General features: G+C 68.1%; 10 protein-coding genes. 2 read left to right on the forward strand and 8 right to left on the reverse strand.

Annotated features, from left to right (window positions below; genetic code table 11):
• Window positions 1–20 precede the first annotated feature (20 nt).
• From AC5WRT_RS14615 to ngcE, 7 genes are all read right to left on the reverse strand, one after another.
• On the reverse strand, window positions 21–1,313 hold the full coding sequence (locus AC5WRT_RS14615) for a sugar ABC transporter permease (RefSeq protein WP_496100289.1): 1,293 nt from the start codon (window positions 1,311–1,313) through the stop codon (window positions 21–23).
• On the reverse strand, window positions 1,310–2,101 hold the full coding sequence (locus AC5WRT_RS14620) for an ATP-binding cassette domain-containing protein (protein ID WP_496094188.1): 792 nt from the start codon (window positions 2,099–2,101) through the stop codon (window positions 1,310–1,312). The genes AC5WRT_RS14615 and AC5WRT_RS14620 overlap by 4 nt, the downstream gene beginning before the upstream one ends.
• Before the next feature lie 186 nt (window positions 2,102–2,287).
• A complete protein-coding gene (locus AC5WRT_RS14625) occupies window positions 2,288–3,385 on the reverse strand; it encodes a sugar ABC transporter substrate-binding protein (RefSeq protein ID WP_496100309.1) in 1,098 nt (365 codons plus the stop codon).
• Window positions 3,386–3,519: 134 nt separating this feature from the next.
• The gene (locus AC5WRT_RS14630) at window positions 3,520–4,719 is read right to left on the reverse strand and encodes an ROK family transcriptional regulator (RefSeq protein ID WP_496094187.1); all 1,200 of its coding nucleotides are present in this window, start codon (window positions 4,717–4,719) and stop codon (window positions 3,520–3,522) included.
• Between the two features lie 188 nt (window positions 4,720–4,907).
• Window positions 4,908–5,828 (reverse strand): carbohydrate ABC transporter permease, encoded by a 921-nt coding sequence (locus tag AC5WRT_RS14635; protein ID WP_496094186.1) that lies wholly within the window; start codon window positions 5,826–5,828, stop codon window positions 4,908–4,910.
• Between the two features lie 15 nt (window positions 5,829–5,843).
• Window positions 5,844–6,779 (reverse strand): carbohydrate ABC transporter permease, encoded by a 936-nt coding sequence (locus AC5WRT_RS14640; RefSeq protein ID WP_496094185.1) that lies wholly within the window; start codon window positions 6,777–6,779, stop codon window positions 5,844–5,846.
• A gap of 116 nt (window positions 6,780–6,895) precedes the next feature.
• Window positions 6,896–8,341, reverse strand: coding sequence for an N-acetylglucosamine/diacetylchitobiose ABC transporter substrate-binding protein (gene ngcE / locus AC5WRT_RS14645; RefSeq protein ID WP_496094184.1), 1,446 nt, complete (start codon window positions 8,339–8,341; stop codon window positions 6,896–6,898).
• A 342-nt stretch (window positions 8,342–8,683) separates the two neighbouring features.
• Between ngcE and AC5WRT_RS14650 the strand changes: the two genes are divergently transcribed.
• Both AC5WRT_RS14650 and AC5WRT_RS14655 read left to right on the forward strand, forming a co-directional pair.
• Window positions 8,684–12,487: a GH92 family glycosyl hydrolase gene (locus AC5WRT_RS14650; RefSeq protein ID WP_496100290.1), complete on the forward strand. Its 3,804-nt coding sequence runs from the start codon at window positions 8,684–8,686 to the stop codon at window positions 12,485–12,487.
• 460 nt (window positions 12,488–12,947) lie between these two features.
• Window positions 12,948–15,617: a SpoIIE family protein phosphatase gene (locus tag AC5WRT_RS14655; RefSeq protein ID WP_496094182.1), complete on the forward strand. Its 2,670-nt coding sequence runs from the start codon at window positions 12,948–12,950 to the stop codon at window positions 15,615–15,617.
• Between the two features lie 64 nt (window positions 15,618–15,681).
• On the opposite strand, the gene acnA is transcribed toward AC5WRT_RS14655, so the two are convergent.
• Window positions 15,682–18,399: an aconitate hydratase AcnA gene (gene acnA / locus AC5WRT_RS14660; protein ID WP_496094181.1), complete on the reverse strand. Its 2,718-nt coding sequence runs from the start codon at window positions 18,397–18,399 to the stop codon at window positions 15,682–15,684.
• Window positions 18,400–18,518: the final 119 nt, after the last annotated feature.

Raw genomic sequence — 18,518 nt, forward strand, 5'->3', positions numbered from 1 at the left:
CGGCCTACGAAGACCAGGCGTTATGCACGCCCTGCCGTCTTCTGCGTCTTACGCGTCACCGCGTCGATCACCACCGTGGCCAACAGCACACCACCGGTGATCATGTACTGCACCGGGGAGGCGATGCCCTCCAGCGCGAGGCCGTACTGGATCGAGACGATCACCAGCACACCGAGGAGCGCGTTCCAGGTGCGCCCACGTCCGCCGAAGAGCGACGTACCACCGATGACGGCGGCGGCGATCGCGTTCATCAGCAGGTCACCGCCGCCGGCGCCCTGGTTGGCGGAGGCGATCTTCGAGGCGATGAACAGACCGCCGATCGCCGCGAACGTACCGGAGATGGCGAACACCGAGATCCGGACCATGTCCACGTTGATACCGGCACGGCGGGACGCCTCGACGCTGCCGCCGAGCGCGAAGACCTTCCGGCCGTAGGAGGTACGGCGCAGCACGAAGTCGGTGAACAGCAGCATGCCGACGAAGATCACCACGGCCAGCGGGAGGCCCTTGTACTGGTTGAAGACGACCGCGGCGGCGAAGGACACGACGGCCAGCAGCGCGGTGCGCAGAACGGTCTCGCTCAGCGGGCGGGACGGCACACCGGCGGCCTCACGGCGCTTGTTGCCGAAGTAGGAGCTGAGGAAGAACAGCACCGTCACCGCGATGGCCAGGCCGTAGGCGGCGGCCACGTCGGAGAAGTAGTAGCTGGTCAGCTTGGCGACGAGGCCGTTGTCGTCCAGGTTGATCGTGCCGTTGTCGCCCAGGATCTTGAGCATGAAGCCGTTCCAGAACAGCAGACCGGCCAGGGTCACCGCGAACGCCGGCACGCCGATCTTCGCGAAGAAGAAGCCCTGCACCGCACCGGCGACCGTTCCGGTGAGGATCGACAGCACCAGGGCCAGGATCTCGTTCATGCCGTGGGTGACGTTGAGCACCGCGAAGGTGGCGCCCGCGACACCGGAGAGCGAACCGACCGACAGGTCGATCTCGCCGAGCAGCAGGACGAACACGATACCGACGGCGATCATGCCCGTGCCGACCATGGCGACGGAGATGTCGGAGAGGTTGCCCGCGGTGAGGAAGTTGGAGTTCAGGCTCTGGAAGATGATCCAGATGATCGCCAGGCCGATGACGACCGGGATGGAACCGAGGTCACCGGCCTTCATCTTGCGCTTGAACTCGGTGACGTAGCCCGCGAGTCCCTGCTCGCGCACCAACAGGCGGGGGTCGACGGCGACATCGGAGCCGCGTGCCGCCTCGGGGTTCTCCACGGGGGTGTCCTCGGGAGGCGTGGAGGTCTTGTCGATGCTCACTTCTTGATCTCCCCATTGCTGCGCGCCGCACGACGGGTCACGGCGTTGTCCGTGGCGCCGGTGATGGCGGAGATGATCTCTTCCTGCGAGGTCGACTTGACCTCGAAGACGCCGTTGTTCTTGCCCAGACGCAGCACGGCCACCTTGTCGGCGACGGCCTTGACGTCGGCCATGTTGTGGCTGATGAGGATCACGGCGTGACCGCGCTCCCGCAGTCGTTCGACCAGGTCGAGGACCTGGGCGGTCTGCTCCACGCCGAGCGCGGCGGTGGGCTCGTCGAGGATGACCAGCTTGGGCGCGCCGAGCATGGAGCGGGCGATGGCCACGACCTGGCGCTGGCCGCCGGAGAGCGAGGCGATCGGGATGCGGACGCTGGGGATGCGGATGGAGAGCTGGTCCAGCAACTCACGCGAGCGCCGCTCCATCTCGACCTCGTCCAGCACACCGCGGCGGCGGATCTCCCGGCCGAGGAAGAGGTTGCCGACGACGTCGATGTTGTCGCACAGCGCGAGGTCCTGGTACACCGTGGCGATGCCCAGGTTCTGAGCGTCGTGCGGCTTGTTGACCTGGACGGCCCTGCCTTCCCATTCGATGACGCCCTCATCGATGGGGTGCACGCCGGCGATCGTCTTGACCAGCGTGGACTTTCCGGCGCCGTTGTCACCCACGAGGGCGACCACCTCACCGGCGTGGACCTCAAGCTCTACGTCGGTGAGCGCCTGGACGGCACCGAACCGCTTGGAGACCCCGCGCAACGCCAGCACGGGCGTAGCGGACACGTGAACCAACTCCTTCGCCGCCTGACCCGGCGGGAGGTTGTGCAGAAGTTTGGGGGGGTAGATCCGTCCGGCGCCCCGCGCCGAGCTTGCGGGGCTGTTTGTTTGCGCGGGGCACCGGAGGAGCTGATGGGCGCCTTGCTCCCGCAAGGGGAATTCAAGGATGGATTCCCCTTGCCGTAAAGGCGCGTCGGCTGCTTACTTCAGGCCGATCTTGTCGCAGGCGGCCTTGTACTGCGGGGTGCAGATGTCGGCGACCGTGTAGACGCCGTCCTTGATGACGGTGTCCTTGATGTTGCCCTTGGTCAGCGCGGTGACCGGCACCAGGACCGAGGGCACCTGCTTGGTGGTGGGGCTGTCGACCTTGTCCTTGGCGACGGAGTCGAGCGACTTGCCCTGGGCGAGGTCCACGGCCATCTCGGCGGCGGCGGCGGCCTCGGGAGCGTACGGCTTGTAGACGCTCATGTACTGCTCACCGGCGACGATGCGCTGGACACCCGCCAGCTCCGCGTCCTGGCCGGTGACCGGGATGTTGGCGATGCCGGCCTGCTTCAGGGCGGTGATGATACCGCCGGCCATGCCGTCGTTGGCGGAGTAGACGCCGATGATGTTCTTCTTGCCCAGAGCGGAAATGGCGCCCTCCATGTTGGAGTTGGCGTTCTCCGGCTTCCACTCCTTGGTGTCGTACTCCTTGCCGATGTTCACCTTGCCGTCGAGCACCTCGTGGGCGCCCTTCTTGAACTGCGCGGCGTTCGGGTCGGTGGAGGAACCGTTCATCATGACGATCTTGCCGGACTTGGCCTTGGAGCCCAGGGCCTTCAGCAGGGCCTCGCCCTGGGTCTTGCCGACCGTCTCGTTGTCGAACGAGGTGTACGCGTCGATCGGGCCCTGCGCCAGGCGGTCGTAGGCGACGACCGGGATGCCGGCCTGCTTGGCCTTCTCGACCGAGTTCTTGATGGCCGCGGCGTCCACCGCGTCCACGATCAGCACGTCCACCTTGTTGGTGATCATGGTGTCGACCTGCTGGTTCTGCAGGCTGGCGTCCTGCTTGGCGTTGGCGTAGACAACCTTGCCCTTGCCGCCCGTGAGCTCCTGGACCTTCTTCTCGATCAAGGGCTTGTCGAACTTCTCGTAACGGGCAGTCTGGTTCTCCGGCAGGAGCAGACCGACCGTGATCGCGTCGCCCTTCTTGGGGCTGGACGACTTGGTGGCGCCACCGGACTGCTTGGCGCTGCCACAGGCAGCGAGCGAGACGGCCATGGCACCAGCAGCAACGGCGAAGGCCGCACGACGCATACGCATGTTCACTTCCAGAAACCTCCCTGACGAGGCCGCGTCGTTGCGGCCGAGGTGGCTGGAAGTCAACTCGGCCACACGTGCGACGTCAAGAAGTAAATCCTTAACGAGATGGCAACGGTGCCATCCGTTCTCTAAGTGAAGGCAGGGGCCGCCACCGGCAGCGATCCGTCCAAAAGTGTCGAATCGCCCATCTCGCTGAGGGCGAGGGCGAGCGCTCCGAGCACCTCGGCACGGCCGCCAAGCGCCCCCGGGAGAACGGACAGTTGGCGCGCCGCGCTGGGGATGGCGTAGCGGCCGACGGACTCCCTGATCGGCCCGAGCACCAGCTCACCGGCCTCGGCGAGATCACCACCGAGGACCACGCGGCTCGGGTTCAACAGATTGCACAGATTGGCCACTCCACTGCCGATGTGGCGGCCGACGTCGGCGATCACCCGACGGCAGCCCGGGTCTCCGTCCCTGGCCAGCCGTACGACGCCTTCCATGGTCAGATCGGGGCCGTGGCTGGGCTGGAGCAGCGGGAGCACATAGCGCACGGCCGCGAACGTCTCCAGGCAGCCGCGGTTGCCGCAACGGCAGACCGGACCGGATTCATCGAGTGTAATATGCCCGATTTCGCCGGCCGTGCCGCCCGGGCCGCGGTAGATCTTCCCGTCGATCACCAGACCGGCGCCGACACCGCTCGCGACCTTGATGTACGCGAGGTCCCTCACGCCCTTCCCGCTGCCCCAGACCAGCTCGCCGAGGGCGCCGAGGTTGGCGTCGTTGTCCACGTGCACGGGCACGCCGAGGCGCTCACGCATCTCCTCGGCGGGCTTGGTACCGCCCCAGCCGGGCAGGATCGCGGTGGATCCCAGCGTGCCCGACTCCACGTCGATCGGGCCGGGCACGCCGAGCCCGACGCCGGCCACCTTGGCCCGGTTCACACCGGTCGCCGCGATCAGGCGGTTGACCAGCTCCTCCGCCCGGTCGAAGCCCTGGTCGGCGGAGGCGTCGACGTCCAGGGGCTCGGACTCCTCGGCCAGCACCTGGTGGGCGAGGTTCCCGATCGCGACGCGCAGATGGGTGTGCCCGAAGTCGACGCCGATCACGATCCCGGCGTCCCCGCTCAAGCTGACGCTGCGGGCCCGCCGCCCGCCCGCAGACGTGGGCGTGACCTCGACGGTTCCGCCGTCCTTCAGTTCCCGCACGATGTTGGAGACGGTCGCGGCGGACAGACCGGTCGTCCGCGCGATCTCCGCCTGCGTGAGGGATCCGGCCAGGCGCACGGCACGTACGACCCGCTCCAGGTTGGCTCGGTGCAGCGACGACTGCGACCCTGGAGTCTCCACGACGACCTCCTGAGCGCGGGGCCGCTTCGGCGAGGCCCCGCGTATGTCCAACTAGTGAACTCTAAGCTGAGCCGTTAGGGGCGACTTCCGTCAAGAGGTTGAACCGTTTCCGGGTCCCCGGGGCACAAGCGAACACGCCGTCCCGGAGGCCGGGACGGCGTGCGCACGGTCGGTCGCGCAGTGTGGTGCTACTTCAGAGTCGCCGAGGTCAGACCCGCCTGCACCTGGCGCTGGAAGGACAGGTAGACGGCCAGCATCGGGATCATCGCAATGGTCACACCCGCGAACAGAACCGGCAGGTCGGAGGCGTATCCCTGCTGCTGTTGCAGCTGGATCAGGCCCTGGGTGAGCACATAGCGCTCGGGGTCGGAGCCGCTCTGCGGCTGCATGAGCACCGTGGGCAGAATGAACTGGTTCCACTGGCCGAGGGTGTTGAAGATCCCCACACTGATCAGGCCCGGCCTGGCCATCGGCAGCATCACCTGGAAGAAGGTCCGGGTGTGCGAGGCGCCGTCCAGGATCGCCGCCTCGAAGACCGCCGTGGGCAGGGTCCGGAAGAAGGCGTGCATGAAGAACACCGTGAACGGCATCGAGTAGGCGATGTAGACGAGGATCAGGCCCTGGTAGGTGTTGAGCATGTCCAGCCGCTTGACCATGAAGAACAGCGGGACGAGGGCCAGGAACACCGGGAACATGGCGCCGGCGACGAAGAAGTAGTACAGCAGCCGGTTGCCCCGGAACCGGTACCGGGCCAGCACGTACGCCGCCATCGAGCCGAACAGCATGGTCAGCGGCACGGAGAACACCAGGACGATCACGGTGTTCAGGAAGTAGTCCCCGATGCCCTTGTTCCAGGCCCGCCGGAAGACGTCGAAGGACCAGTCGTGCGGCCAGCCGAAGGCGGAGCCGCCGATCTGGGCGTCGGTCTTGAAGGAGCTGAGCACCAGCCACAGCAGCGGCAGCACGATCAGCAGCGCCCACACGGCGAGGAAGCCGTGCGAGAAGACGTTCAGGACCACGCCCTCGCCGCGCCGGTCGCCGGACCGGACGGTCACCTCGGCGACGGGCTCGTCGGCCGGAGCGGGAGCGGTCTCCTTGAGTGCACTCATCGTCGATACTCCCGCTCAGAACTCGATGCGCTCGCGGCGGGTGGCGCGCAGCGTGACGACGGACAGGATCAGGGTGAGCAGCAGCATGACCACGCCCATGGCGCAGGCGTAGCCGCTCTTGCCGTAGTAGAGGAAGTTGCGCATCATCACCGTCGACATCACATCGCTGTGATGGTCGGGGCCGCCGCCGTACGCGCCCATGTTCTGGGTCATGGAGGACACCAGGACGAACATGTCCATGGCGACGATGCCGAGGTAGACCCAGGCGGTCTGCACGGTGTCCCACAGCAACGGCAGGGTGATGCGGAAGAAGGACTGGTTGCGGCTCGCGCCGTCGATCAGGGCGGCCTCGTAGATGTCCTTCGGGATGGACTGCATGGCGGCGGAGAACAGCACCAGGTAGAAGCCCACGCCCTGCCAGATGACGGCGACCATCAGCGCCCAGAGCACCAGGTGCGGCTCGTTCAGCCACTCCACCGGGTTGTCGGCGTCGACCAGGCCGACCTTGATCAGGACGCCGTTGAGCAGACCGCCCCCGTCGCTGCGGTACACCGCGTTGAACAGCACGGCGAGGATCGCCAGCGACAGCACCTGCGGGAAGAAGTAGACGATCTTGTAGAACTTCGCCCCCGCGACGCCCTGCACCCCGCCGGCCTTGCCGCGCCCGCCCGCGTTCAGCATGAAGGCGAAGAACAGGGCGAGCAGAATGGTGATCACCGGGATGAAGATCAGGAACTGGATGTTGTGCCAGATCGCCTCCAGGAACACATCGTCCTGGAACAGCGCCTTGTAGTTGTCCAGACCGACGAAGCCGAAGGTCTGTGACTGCCCCTTCCAGTCGGTCAGTGAATAGCCGAACGTCTGGATGTACGGCCAGATCACGAAGATCAGATAAAGCGCCACGGGAACGAGGAGAAACCCCGCGACGAACCGGTACTGCCCTTTGCGCATGCCTGCCCCTGATATTCCGGTCAGCGCCGGCACCCGGGGGCGCGGGGAGCTGCGCGACCAGCCGCAACGGACTGGAACCCGCAATTCCACGCGCGCCCCCGGCGCCTGGGCGAATTTCACTCGTGCCGGTTCTTCTTCGACGCCGGGTCCTTGGCCTGCTTGTCCACCGCCGCCTGACACCTCTTCAGCCACTCCTTGGGCTGAATTCGCTTCGCCATGAGCTCATTGGACGCGTTCTGGATCGCCGTGTCCATCTCGCTGTACCAGTCGGGGTACAGATACCGGAACGTGTTGGAGCCGGCCGCCTTCGAGGCCTCCACCGTCGACTGCGTACCCGGCCGCAGCTTCACGCTCGGGTCCACGCCGTCCTGGAGAATGGTCAGGGAGTTCGCCTGCTTGGCGAACAGCGTCGACCACTCCTTGGAGAGCATCCGCCGCATGAACTCCTTGGCGCCGGGCAGGTTCGCCGCCTTCGCGGGGATGATGAACGGCTCACCGGATCCGGCCCGGATCGCCTCGAACGGCATCTTGCTGCCGGGCAGCAGCGGCATCGGCAGGAACTTCATGTCGAAGTCGGTCGGCGTCTGCTTCAGCTGCTCGTTCTCCAGCCAGGAGCCGCAGGTGATGAACGCGGCCTTGTACTGGTTCCAGCGGGTCTGCGACTCGGTGTGGGTCAGGCCGTTGGTGCCGGGCATCAACAGGCCCTTCTCGACGACCTCGTAGATCGCCTCGATGCCCGCCTGCGCCGCGTCGGAGCCGACGAACGCCTTCGGGTCCAGGTTGTCGATCGCCTTGACGGCGTCGATGCCGCCCTTCTTCGCGATCATGTCCATGATGGCGACGTTGATGTAGTACGGGTACTTGCCCTGGTGGGCGAGACCGCCGATGCCCTGCTTCTTGGCGTCCTGGCAGATGGCGAGGAAGTCGTCCCAGGTCTTCGGCGCCTGCCAGCCCTTCTGCTGGAAGAGCTTGCCGGAGTACCACAGCCCCCACACCGTGTAGATGTAGTTGAGGGCGACGACCTTGCCCTCCTGGACGCCCGGGTCGAGCGTGCCGGGGATCAGGGTGTCGCGGACCTTCTTGCTCGGGTCGTCCACCGACGGTGCGTCCAGGACCTCCGAGAGGTCGAGCAGGGAGCCGTTCTTGTACAGGACGTCGATCTTGATCTGCTGGGCGCCCGAGTCGTCCACGATGTCCGGCGGGTTCCCGGCGTTGAAGCGCGGCTGCAGCTTGCCGGTGATCTCCTGGGTGCCGGTGTGCGTCGAGGTGATGCCGAGCTTCTTGCTGAAGTCGGCCTCCCACGCCTTGGCGTAGTCGTCGCCGTATCCGCCCTTGAAGACGACGACATCGAGTTTGCTGCCGCTCTTGGCGCCGAAGGGGTTGTCCTTGGACACCTTTCCCTTGGTCTTGCCCTCGTCCGAGTTGCCGCCGCCCCCGCCGCCGCTCGCGCAGGCGGACAGCAGACCCATGGCGGGCACGGACACCAGTCCGAGCGCGGCCGAACGCTTGATCAGATCGCGGCGGCCGACACCCTCGCCACCGTGGTGCGCAGTGGATCCCATGCTCAAGTCCTCGCCTTCTCCAGGACTCAGGCGGTGAACCGGATCCTCCCCGGCACCGCGGTCGGGTAGTGCAGGGTCGTGCGGGAAACGCCGACAGGTATAGTCCACTTCCCGCCAGTGGAGCAAGATCGAATGCAAGGTTCGCGATGGGTCTTTTCCGAGTTGAGACCTCGCGGAAATATGAGGCCCCCGTGGGGCACCTGCGAGAAAAGCACGCGGCATAAGTGCCTGAATGCCACAGCCAACACCCTTGACACCACCGGTCACTTGACGCCCTACTGGTTCCTGCGCGCCGAAGTTGACAACGTTGTCCAGAGCGGTCGCAGGAGGGGAAATCCGTAGATGCAGCGGAGAACGGGGCACAGATGGGTTCCGGCGGTCGTCCTCACGGCCGCCTTTGTCATGTCCGTCGGCGCACAGGGTGCGGCGGTCGCCCTGCCGGCCAAGGCTCCGGCTCCCGACAGGGCCTTCGCTTCCTCGTTCGAGACGGGCGACCCGGCACCGGACTGGCTGAACAGCGTCGACACCGGCCCGGACGGCGCCAAGCGCGCCTCGGGTGTCGACGGCGGCTACGGCACCGGCATTCCGGGGAACGTCAACGACCATGTCACCGAGGTCCGGGCGAGCGGCGAGAACACCGGCTCCGGCGAGGTGAAGGAGAACCTGGTCGACGGCGAGCCCGGCACCAAGTGGCTCACCTTCGAGCCAACCGGCTGGGTGGAGTTCGACCTCGACAAACCCGTCAAGCTGGCGACGTATGCGCTCACCTCGGCCAACGACTACGCCGAGCGCGACCCGAGGAACTGGACGCTGCTCGGCTCCACCGACGGCAAGGACTGGAAGACGGTCGACACCCGCTCGGAGGAGACCTTCTCCGCGCGCTTCCAGACCAAGTCCTACGACCTGGACCAGCCTGTCGAGTACCAGCACTTCCGGCTGGAGGTCACCAGGAACAACGGCGCATCGGGCATCCTGCAGATCGCCGATGTGCAGTTCTCCACCGGCGGCGGGGGCGGCCCGGTGCCGCAGGACATGCTGACGCTGGTCGACAAGGGCCCGACCGCCTCGCCGACGGCCAAGGCCCGGGTCGGGTTCACCGGGAAGCGGGCACTGCGGTACGCGGGACGGCACACGGCGGCCGGCCGGGCGTACTCGTACAACAAGGTCTTCGACGTGAACGTGAAGGTCGACGCCGACACGGAGCTGTCGTACCGCATCTTCCCGCAGATGGCCGACGGCGACCGGGACTACGACGCCACCAACGTCTCCCTGGACCTGGTGTTCACCGACGGCACCTTTCTGAGCGATCTGGGCGCGCTGGACCAGCACGGGTTCCCGCTGTCGCCGCGCGGGCAGGGCGACTCGAAGTCCCTGTACGTCAACCAGTGGAACAACGTGGTCGCGCGGATCGGTTCGGTGGCGTCCGGCAAGACGGTCGACCGGATCCTGGTGGCGTACGACTCCCCCGCCGGGCCGGCGAAGTTCCGGGGCTGGATCGACGACGTGTCCCTGAAACCGGTTCCGCCGCAGCGGCCGAAGGCGCATCTGTCGGACTACGCGCTGACCACGCGCGGCACCAACTCCAGCGGCAGTTTCTCGCGCGGCAACGACTTCCCGGCGACGGCCCTTCCGCACGGCTTCAACTTCTGGACCCCGGTGACCAACGCGTCGTCGCTGAGCTGGCTGTACGAGTACGCGCACGCGAACAACGACGACAACCTGCCCACGGTCCAGGCGTTCAGCGCGAGTCACGAGCCGAGCCCGTGGATGGGCGACCGGCAGACCTTCCAGGTGATGCCGTCGGCCGCTTCCGGCACTCCGGACACCGGCCGCGAGGCGCGCGAGCTGCCGTTCCGGCACGAGAACGAGACGGCGCGGCCGTACTACTACGGCGTCCGTTTCGAGAACGGTCTCAAGGCCGAGATGACCCCGACCGACCACGCGGCGGTGCTGCGCTTCACCTACCCCGGCGACGACGCGAGCGTGCTGTTCGACAACGTCACGGAGCAGGCGGGGCTGACCCTGGACAGGGACCACGGGATCGTCACCGGCTACTCGGACGTGAAGTCCGGCCTGTCGACCGGCGCCACCCGGCTGTTCGTGTACGGCGAGTTCGACAAGCCGGTGACGGACGGCGGATCGAGCGGGGTCAAGGGATATCTGCGCTTCGACGCGGGCTCCGACCACACAGTGACCCTGCGCCTGGCGACCTCGCTGATCAGCGTCGACCAGGCGAAGGACAACCTCCGCCAGGAGATCCCGGACGGCGCCTCCTTCGACACGGTGAAGGAGCGGGCGCAGCGCGTCTGGGACAAGCTGCTCGGCAAGGTCGAGGTGGAGGGCGCGACCCCGGACCAGCTGACCACGCTGTACTCCAGCATGTACCGGCTGTACCTGTACCCGAACTCCGGCTTCGAGAAGGTCGGCGGCACGTACCGGTACGCCTCGCCCTTCTCGCCCATGCCGAGCCAGGACACGCCGACCCACACGGGGGCGAAGATCGTGGACGGCAAGGTGTACGTCAACAACGGCTTCTGGGACACCTACCGGACCACGTGGCCGGCGTACTCCTTCCTGACGCCCTCTCAGGCGGGCGAGATGGTCGACGGGTTCGTGCAGCAGTACAAGGACGGCGGCTGGACCTCCCGCTGGTCCTCCCCCGGCTACGCCGACCTGATGACGGGCACCTCCTCGGACGTGGCGTTCGCGGACGCGTATGTGAAGGGCGTGCGGTTCGACGCGAAGGCGGCCTACCAGGCGGCCCTCAAGAACGCGACCGTCGTCCCGCCGATGTCGGGCGTGGGCCGCAAGGGCATGAGCACGTCCCCCTTCCTCGGCTACACCGGCACCGCCACCCCCGAGGGCCTGTCCTGGGCGATGGAGGGGTACGTCAACGACTACGGCATCGCGAGGATGGGCGAGGCCCTGTACAAGAGGACGGGCGAGAAGCACTACGAGGAGGAGTCCGAGTACTTCCTCAACCGCGCCCGGGACTATGTGAACCTCTTCGATTCCAAGGCCGGTTTCTTCCAGGGGCGTGACGCCCGGGGCGGCTGGCGGGTGGACTCCTCGAAGTACGATCCGCGCATCTGGGGGTACGACTACACGGAGACCAACGGCTGGGGGTACGCCTTCAGCGTCCCGCAGGACAGCCGGGGTCTGGCCAACCTCTACGGCGGCCGGCAGGGTCTCGCCGACAAGCTGGACGCGTTCTTCTCCACCCCGGAGACCGCCTCCCCCGACTTCGTCGGCTCCTACGGCGGTGTCATCCACGAGATGACCGAGGCGCGGGACGTCCGGATGGGCATGCTCGGGCAGTCCAACCAGGTCGCGCACCATGTGTCGTACATGTACGACGCGGCCGGCGAGCCCTGGAAGACGCAGGCGGCGGTCCGCGAGATCCTCTCCCGGCTCTATCTCGGCAGCGAGATCGGGCAGGGCTACCACGGGGACGAGGACAACGGGGAGCAGTCGGGCTGGTTCCTGTTCTCCGCGCTCGGCTTCTACCCGCTGGTGATGGGCAGCGGCGAGTACTCCATCGGATCCCCGCTGTTCAAGAAGGTCACCGTGCACCTGGAGAACGGCCACGACCTGGTGGTCGAGGCGCCGGGCAACAGCGCCAGGAACGTCTACGTCCAGGGCGTCACCTTCAACGGCCACCCCTGGAGATCGACTTCGCTGCCGCACGCGATGCTGTCCAAGGGCGGGGTACTGGAGTTCTCCATGGGGTCGGAGCCGTCCACCTGGGGAACGGGCGAGGACGCGGCGCCGGTATCCATCACACGGGACGACAAGGTGCCCGCACCCCGGTCGGACGTCCTGCGGGGTGACGGCGCGCTGTTCGACAACACCTCGGCGACGGAGGCCACGGTCACCTCGGTGGACCTGCCGGTGGACCGGGCCGTGAAGCCGGTCCAGTACACGCTGACCTCGCCGGCCGACCACACCGAGGCGCCGACCGGCTGGACCCTCCAGGGCTCGACGGACGGCACCACCTGGCAGACCCTGGACCACCGCTTCGGGGAGACGTTCACCTGGGACCGCCAGACCCGGGCGTTCACCATCGCCGCGCCGGGCACGTACGCGAAGTACCGGCTGGTCCTGGACAGCGATTCGACGCTGGCGGAGGTGGAACTGCTGGCCTGACGGGCACCGCCACGAAGAGCGGCCGTCCCCTCCCGAGGGGGCGGCCGCTCTTCGTCGTGGCGCGGCTCGGGGCGCTTCCGGCGGACAGCCGGCCGGGATCACCCGGTCGTGGTGGTGCAAGTGGATTGACATCGTTGTCGGTTGGCGCGGTAGAGTCATGTACAGACCACAGACAACGTTGTCACATGTGCCGCGGCCGAATTGTGGCGGACCTCACAATCCAGCACCGTCCGGGCGGATTCCCGACCCCCCCTCCCCCGCCCGGCTCGCGGACCCGGTGCACGCGAGCACCGGGTCCGCCCAGAGCACGGGCGGGATGCGGGCGAGGAATACGAGACGTCTCGCCACCCCCCGACGCCAACGCCCGACCTGCGACTACTTGCCTCCGCCGGGGGCACGAAGGGCATCCGGCCCGTGGACGGCCGTAGCCACACGAGAATACGAATGCTACAAAGGCGGCATGTCGGACATACCTGGCCGATCCAGGCGACTCTCCTGGCGGTCTGTGATCGGCAAAAGCCCACGAAGCGTCGCCGGGCAGGTCTTCGTCCTGCAGGTGGCCCTCGTCGCGGCACTCGTCCTGTGCGGCGTCCTCGCCCTGGTCCTGCAGTCGCAGCGGGACACGGGCACCGAGGCCCGACGCCGTTCCATCGCCGTCGCCCAGACCTTCGCGCACTCCCCCGGCCTCCTGCAGGCGCTGCGGGCGCCGAACCCCTCCAAGATCCTGCAACCGCTCACCGAGGCTGGCCGCAAGTCGGCGGGCGTGGACTTCATCGTCGTCATGGACACCCATGGCATCCGCTACACCCACCCGATGCCCAGCAAGATCGGGCACCGGTTCGTGGGCACGATCGGGCCGTCGCTGGCGGGCAAGGTCTACACGGAGAGCGTCCACGGACCGCTGGGCCACGAGGAGCAGGCGACCGTTCCGGTCCGTGACACCCACGGCAAGGTGGTCGCCCTGGTGTCCGCCGGGCTGAAGGTCAAGAACATCACCAACGCCGTGGCCCGGCAGCTGCCCATCATCCTGGCCGCCGGGGCCGGAGCGCTCGTGGTGTCGACCGGGGGCACGGCCCTGATGAGCCGGCGGCTGCGGCGGCAGACGCACAGCCTGGGGCCGGACGAGATGACCCGCATGTACCAGCACCACGACACCGTGCTGCACGCGGTGCGCGAAGGGGTGCTCATCGTCGGCGCCCACGGGCGACTGCTGCTCGTCAACGACGAGGCCCGGCGGCTGCTGGGGCTGCCCGCCGAGGCCGAGGGCCGGCAGGTGTCCGAGCTGCCCGGCATGGAACCGGACATCGTGGAGCTGCTCGTCTCCGGACGCGAGGCCAGCGACGAGGTGCTGTTCGCCGGGGAACGGCTGCTCGCGGTCAACCAGCGGCCCACGGACCACGCCGGAGGCCCCGGAGGGACCGTGGTGACCCTGCGCGACTCCACCGAGCTCCAGGCGGTGTCCGGCCGGGCGGACGCCGCCAGGGAGCGGCTCAAGCTGCTGTACGACGCCGGTCTGGGCATCGGCACCACGCTGGACGTGGAGCGTACGGCGGAGGAGCTGGCACGGGTCGCCGTGCCGCGCTTCGCCGACTTCGTCACCGTGGACCTGGCCGACGCGGTGCTGGACGGCGAGGAGTCGTCCGCCACCGCGACGGACATGCGCCGCGTCGTCGTCCACGGCGTCCGGGACGACCACCCGTTCTACGAGAAGGACCGGCTGATCGACTTCCTGCCGTCCACGCCCCACGGACGGGGGTACGGCACCGGCCGTTCGGAACTGGTGGCCGACCTGTCCGCCGTGCAGGACTGGCAGGCACAGGATCCGCGGCGCGCCAGGGCCATCCTCGACTACGGCATACAGTCTCTCATCGTCGCCCCGATCCGGGCCCGCGGTGCGGTGCTGGGCATGGCCACCTACTGGCGTGCCAAGCGGGACCCCTTCGACGAGGAGGACCTGTCCCTCGCGGAGGAGCTGGTGGCGCGTGCCGCGGTCAGCATCGACAACGCCCGCCGCTACACCCGTGAGCACGCGCTGGCGGTCACCCTGCAGCGCAGCCTGCTGCCGCGGGCGCTGCCGGAGCAGAGCGCCCTCGACGTCGGCTACCGCTACCTGCCCGCGCAGAGCGGGGTGAGCGGGGACTGGTTCGACGTGATCCCGCTGCCCGGGGGCCGAGTGGCGCTGGTCGTCGGCGACGTGGTCGGCCACGGCCTGCACGCCGCCGCCACGATGGGGCGGCTGCGCACCGCGGTGAACAACTTCTCCGCCCTCGACCTTCCCCCCGACGAGTTGCTGAGCCACCTGGACGACCTGGTCGGCCGCATCGACCAGGACGAGGCGTGCGCGCAGGCGGCCTCGGAGATCGCCGGTGCCACCTGTCTGTACGCGATCTACGACCCGGTGACGCGCCGGTGTGCCATGGCACGGGCCGGGCACCTGGCGCCCGCCCTGGTCCACCCCGACGGAAGCGTCACCTTCGCCGATGTGCCGGCCGGGCCTCCACTGGGCATCGGGGGCCTGCCGTTCCGGACGGCCGAACTGGAGCTGGCCGAGGGGACCCGGCTGGTGCTGTACACCGACGGCCTCATCGAGAACCGTGCCCGGGACCTGGACGTGAGCATGGATCTGCTGCGGCAGGCCCTGGCGGGCCAGGCCGGCCGGTCGCCGGACGAGATGTGCCAGGGAGTACTGGACGAGCTGCTGCCCGGGCGGGCCACGGACGACGTGGCGCTGCTGGTGGCGCACACCCGGGCCTTCGAGCCCGGCCAGGTCGCCGACTGGGACGTGCCGCCCGACCCGGCGGCCGTGGCGGACATGCGCGGGGCGGTGTTGGAGAAGCTGGCCCAGTGGGGCCTCGCCGAACTGGGCTTCGCCACCGAACTCGTCCTGAGCGAGCTGGTCACCAACGCCATCCGCCACGGCGCCGAGCCGATCCATCTGCGGCTGATCCGCGACCGCACGCTGATCTGCGAGGTGGCCGACGGCAGCAACACCGCGCCGCATCTGCGGTACGCCGCGACGACCGACGAGGGCGGCCGCGGGCTGTTCCTGGTCTCGCAGATGACCGAGCGCTGGGGAGTCCGGTACAGCCCCCGGGGCAAGGTGATCTGGGCGGAGCAGGAACTGCCGTAGCCGACGACGAAGGGCCGCACCCCCGGCGCCGGGGGTGCGGCCCTGAACCGCTCGGTCCTGCCGCTTACTTGCGGATCAGGTTGCGCAGCACGTACTGCATGATGCCGCCGTTGCGGTAGTAGTCGGCCTCACCGGGGGTGTCGATGCGGACGACGGCGTCGAACTCGACACCGGTGTCGGTGGTGACCCTCACCGTGCGCGGGGTGCGGCCCTCGTTCAGCTCGGTCACGCCGGAGATGGAGAAGGTCTCCTCGCCGGTCAGGCCGAGGGACTGGGCGGAGGCGCCCTCCGGGAACTGCAGCGGGAGCACGCCCATGCCGATGAGGTTGGAGCGGTGGATGCGCTCGTAGGACTCGGCGATGACGGCCTTCACACCGAGGAGCGCGGTGCCCTTGGCCGCCCAGTCGCGGGACGAGCCGGAGCCGTACTCCTTGCCGGCCAGGACGACCAGCGGGATGCCGGCGGCCTGGTAGTTCTGCGAGGCGTCGTAGATGAAGGAGACCGGGCCGCCGTCCTGCGTGAAGTCGCGGGTGTAGCCGCCCTCGGTGCCCGGCGCGATCTGGTTGCGCAGGCGGATGTTGGCGAACGTGCCCCGGATCATGACCTCGTGGTTGCCGCGGCGGGAGCCGTAGCTGTTGAAGTCGCGGCGCTCGACGCCGTGCTCCGTGAGGTACTTGCCGGCCGGGGTGTCGGCCTTGATGGCACCGGCCGGGGAGATGTGGTCGGTGGTGACCGAGTCGCCGAGCTTGGCGAGGACCCGGGCGCCGGTGATGTCCTCGACCGGGGCCGGCTCCATGCCCATGCCCTCGAAGTACGGGGGCTTGCGGACGTAGGTGGACTCCGCGTCCCACTCGAAGGTGTTGCCGGTCGGGACCGGGAGGGACTGCCACTGGGCGTCGCCGGCGAAGACGTCCTGGTAGGACTTGGCGAACATGTCCTCGCCGATGGCGCTCGCGACGACGTCGTTGACCTCGGCCTCGGTGGGCCAGATGTCCTTCAGGTGGACCGGGTTGCCGTCCTGGTCGGTGCCCAGGGCGTCACGGGTGATGTCCACCTTCATGGAGCCCGCGATGGCGTAGGCGACGACCAGCGGCGGGGACGCCAGGTAGTTCATCTTGACGTCGGGGTTGATCCGGCCCTCGAAGTTGCGGTTGCCGGACAGCACCGAGGTGACCGCGAGGTCGTGCTCGTTGACGGCCCTGGACACCTCCTCCGGCAGCGGGCCGGAGTTGCCGATGCAGGTGGTGCAGCCGTAGCCGACGAGGTTGAAGCCCAGCTTGTCCAGGTACGGGGTGAGGCCGGCCTTCTCGAAGTAGTCGGTGACGACCTTGGAACCCGGAGCGAGGGTGGACTTGACCCACGGCTTGCGGGTCAGGCCCTTCTCGACGGCCTTCTTGGCGACCAGGGCGGCGCCGATCATGACGTACGGGTTGGAGGTGTTGGTGCAGGAGGTGATGGCCGCGACCGTCACCGCACCGTGGTCCAGCTCGTAGGTGGTGCCGTCGGGAGCGGTCACCGGGACCGGGTTGGACGGGAAGCCGTTGGGGTGGACGGCCGGGGCGTCGGAGGCCGGGAAGGACTCCTTGCCCGCCTCGTCGATGTCGTCGACGTAGTTGCGGACGTCCAGCTTGAACTGCTCGGCGGCGTTCGCGAGGACGATGCGGTCCTGCGGGCGCTTCGGGCCGGCGATGGAGGGGACCACCGTGGACAGGTCCAGCTCGAGCTTCTCGGAGAAGTCCGGCTCGGCCTTGGGGTCCAGCCAGAGGCCCTGCTCCTTCGCGTAGGCCTCCACCAGGGCGACCTGCTGCTCCGAACGGCCGGTCAGACGAAGGTAGTTCAGGGTCTCGTCGTCGATCGGGAAGATCGCGGCGGTGGAGCCGAACTCGGGGGACATGTTGCCGATGGTGGCGCGGTTGGCGAGCGAGGTGGCGGCCACGCCCTCGCCGTAGAACTCGACGAACTTGCCGACCACACCGTGCTTGCGGAGCATCTCGGTGATGGTGAGCACGAGGTCGGTGGCGGTGGTGCCGGGCTGCAGCTCACCGGTGAGCTTGAAGCCGACGACGCGCGGGATGAGCATGGAGACCGGCTGGCCGAGCATGGCGGCCTCGGCCTCGATGCCGCCGACGCCCCAGCCGAGGACGCCGAGGCCGTTGACCATGGTGGTGTGCGAGTCGGTGCCGACCAGGGTGTCGGGGTAGGCCTTGCCGTCGCGGACCATGACGACACGGGCCAGGTGCTCGATGTTCACCTGGTGGACGATGCCCGTGCCGGGCGGGACGACCTTGAACTCGTCGAACGCGGTCTGGCCCCAGCGCAGGAACTGGTAGCGCTCCTTGTTGCGGCCGTACTCCAGCTCGACGTTCTGCTTGAAGGCGTCGCTGGTGCCGAACTTGTCGGCGATGACGGAGTGGTCGATGACCAGCTCGGCCGGCGCCAGCGGGTTGATCTTCGCCGGGTCGCCGCCCAGCTCCTTGACGGCCTCACGCATGGTCGCGAGGTCCACGACGCAGGGCACGCCGGTGAAGTCCTGCATGATCACGCGGGCCGGCGTGAACTGGATCTCCTGGCTGGGCTGGGCCTGCGAGTCCCAGCCGCCGAGGGCGCGGATGTGGTCGGCGGTGATGTTCGCGCCGTCCTCCGTGCGGAGCAGGTTCTCCAGCAGGACCTTGAGGCTGTACGGCAGGCGGGCCGAGCCCTCCACCTTGTCCAGCCGGAAGATCTCGTACGACTCGTCGCCCACCTGCAGCGTGCTGCGGGCGTCGAAGCTGTTCGCCGACACGACAGTCTCCTTCATTGATGTGCGCGTACCACCGTCAATCGTGCCGCCACGCCGGTCTGACCGATCCGCTGAGGCAAGGCTTAGTTAGGTAATCCTCAGCGGCTGGCGGCTGCGGTGCG

The sequence above is a fragment of the Streptomyces sp. NTD91 genome, from assembly GCF_059510455.1.

Coding starts and splice junctions, on each gene's coding strand:
- AC5WRT_RS14625 (WP_496100309.1), bottom strand. CDS start 3,385: ATGCGTCGTGCGGCCTTCGCCGTTGCTGCTGGTGCCATGGCCGTCTCG.
- AC5WRT_RS14635 (WP_496094186.1), bottom strand. CDS start 5,828: ATGAGTGCACTCAAGGAGACCGCTCCCGCTCCGGCCGACGAGCCCGTC.
- AC5WRT_RS14640 (WP_496094185.1), bottom strand. CDS start 6,779: ATGCGCAAAGGGCAGTACCGGTTCGTCGCGGGGTTTCTCCTCGTTCCC.
- ngcE (WP_496094184.1), bottom strand. CDS start 8,341: ATGGGATCCACTGCGCACCACGGTGGCGAGGGTGTCGGCCGCCGCGAT.
- AC5WRT_RS14650 (WP_496100290.1), top strand. CDS start 8,684: ATGCAGCGGAGAACGGGGCACAGATGGGTTCCGGCGGTCGTCCTCACG.
- AC5WRT_RS14655 (WP_496094182.1), top strand. CDS start 12,948: ATGTCGGACATACCTGGCCGATCCAGGCGACTCTCCTGGCGGTCTGTG.